Source organism: Mycolicibacterium arseniciresistens (assembly GCF_030519285.1).
GTDB lineage: Bacteria > Actinomycetota > Actinomycetes > Mycobacteriales > Mycobacteriaceae > Mycobacterium > Mycobacterium arseniciresistens.
The window spans coordinates 1-1835 of sequence record NZ_JAUMSQ010000465.1 but is presented as its reverse complement, the minus strand read 5'-3'; the positions used below and the strand labels follow the sequence as shown (position 1 = coordinate 1835).

General features: G+C 73.1%; 2 protein-coding genes. Both read right to left on the bottom strand.

Features of this window, described 5'->3' with window-relative positions; all coding sequences use genetic code 11:
- Nucleotides 1-729 (bottom strand): FAD-dependent oxidoreductase (locus Q2100_RS30485; RefSeq protein ID WP_302917020.1); only part of this gene is annotated, 729 nt, incomplete at its 3' end.
- Complete coding sequence (gene hemE / locus Q2100_RS30480; protein ID WP_302917019.1) at nt 726-1790, bottom strand: uroporphyrinogen decarboxylase; 1065 nt, start codon at nt 1788-1790, stop codon at nt 726-728. The genes hemE and Q2100_RS30485, both read right to left, overlap by 4 nt.
- Nucleotides 1791-1835: the final 45 nt, after the last annotated feature.

The window sequence follows — 1835 nt, the reverse complement described above, 5'->3', positions numbered from 1 at the left end:
GACGGCGACCCGCGCCCAGCGCACGTCCGCCTGCCGCGTCAGGTGGTCGAGCAGCACCGCGTAACCACCCTCGACGGCGCCGAACACCGACCCCGTCACCGGCCCCGCGCCGGCCAGTGCCTGGCGCACCGCATCGGTCAGCGACGGCGCCCCGCGATCGAGCGCGGACGCCAGCGTGGGCACCGCCGAGCGAAGGCCGATGGTGGCGGCAGATCCGGCGTACACCCCCGCCAGCAAGGGGTCGACCGAACGGGTGACCACCTGCTCGCCGAACCGGTCGCCCACCAGTTCACCGACCGCGGGATCGGCGCTGCGGTCCCACGCCAGCGGGCGGGCGCCCTCTTCGGCGACCCGGGCCAGGGTGGCGTCGTCCACCAGGCCGGCCAGCGCCGAGGCCTGCGCCGGGATGCCCTGCAGCGTGCCCTGCGGCATCGGATGCAGGCGGCCCCGGCTGTAGATCAGCGGCCGGACCCCCGTGGTGCCGATCTGCCTGGCCGACAGGCCCAGTTCGGCGAGCAGGGCAGGCACCTCGGGCCTGCGGGCGATGAACGCCTCCGCCCCGACGTCGAGTGGCTGCCCGCCGACACGCTCGGTGCGCAGCACCCCGCCGAGCCGGTCGGCGGGGTCGAACACCGTGATGTCGGCGTCGGGACCGCTCGCCACCCGCAACCGGTAGGCGGCGACGAGACCCGAGATGCCGCCTCCGACAACGCAGTAGCGGGCCGTCACAACGCGTGCACCAGCTCGACGGCCTGGGTGATGATGCCCGGATCGGTCGCGGGCAGCACGCCGTGGCCGAGGTTGAACACGTGGCCCGCGGCGCCGGCGTCCACCGCACGCCTGCCGTCCTCGACCACCGCGCGCACCGCCCGCTCGACCACCGGCCAGCCTGCGAGCAGCACGACCGGATCGAGGTTGCCCTGCAGCGCGATGCCCGGGTCGACGCGGGCGGCGGCGTCGGTCAGCGAGGTGCGCCAGTCCACCCCGACCACACCGGGCGCTCCCCGTCCGGCCACCGCCTCGCTCATCGCGCCGAGGAGTTCGGCGGTGCCCACCCCGAAGTGCGTCATCGGCACGCCCGCAGGCGCGAGGGCGGCGAACACCCGTGCCGTGTGCGGGAGCACATAGCCGCGGTAGTCGGCGAGCGACAGCGTGCCCGCCCAGGAGTCGAACACCTGGATCGCGTCCACGCCGGCGTCCACCTGCGCCTGCAGGAAACCGATGGTGACGTCGGTGAGCGCGGTCATCAGGGCGTGCCAGGTCTCGGGCTCACCGAGCATCATCGCCTTGGTGCGCTCATGGTGTTTGCTCGGCCCGCCCTCGACCAGATAGGAGGCCAGGGTGAACGGCGCACCGGTGAACCCGATCAGCGGCACCTCACCGAGCGCGCGCGTCAGCATCGCGATCGCGTCGGCCACCGGCGCGACCTGTTGGCGCTCGAGCGGTCTCAGGGCCGCCACGTCGGCGGCGGTGCGGATCGGGTGCTCGATCACCGGGCCGACATCGGGCACGATGTCCAACGCGATGCCCGAGGCGCGGAGCGGAACAACGATGTCCGAGAACAGGATTGCGGCGTCGACACCGTGCCTTCGGACCGGCTGCAGGGTGATCTCGGTGATCAGCTCGGCGTCGAAGCAGGCCTGCATCATGGTGTTCTTCGCCCGCAGTTCGCGGTACTCCGGCAGAGACCGGCCGGCCTGCCGCATGAACCACACGGGCACACGGTTCGGCTTGCGACCGGCCGCGGCGGCCAGGTAGGGCGACTCGGGCAGCTCACGACGCATATTCATCGCGTCCAATGCTGCCACGCGGCGCGAAACCGGGCGTCGGGCGGA

Coding starts and splice junctions, on each gene's coding strand:
- hemE (WP_302917019.1), bottom strand. CDS start 1,790: ATGAATATGCGTCGTGAGCTGCCCGAGTCGCCCTACCTGGCCGCCGCG.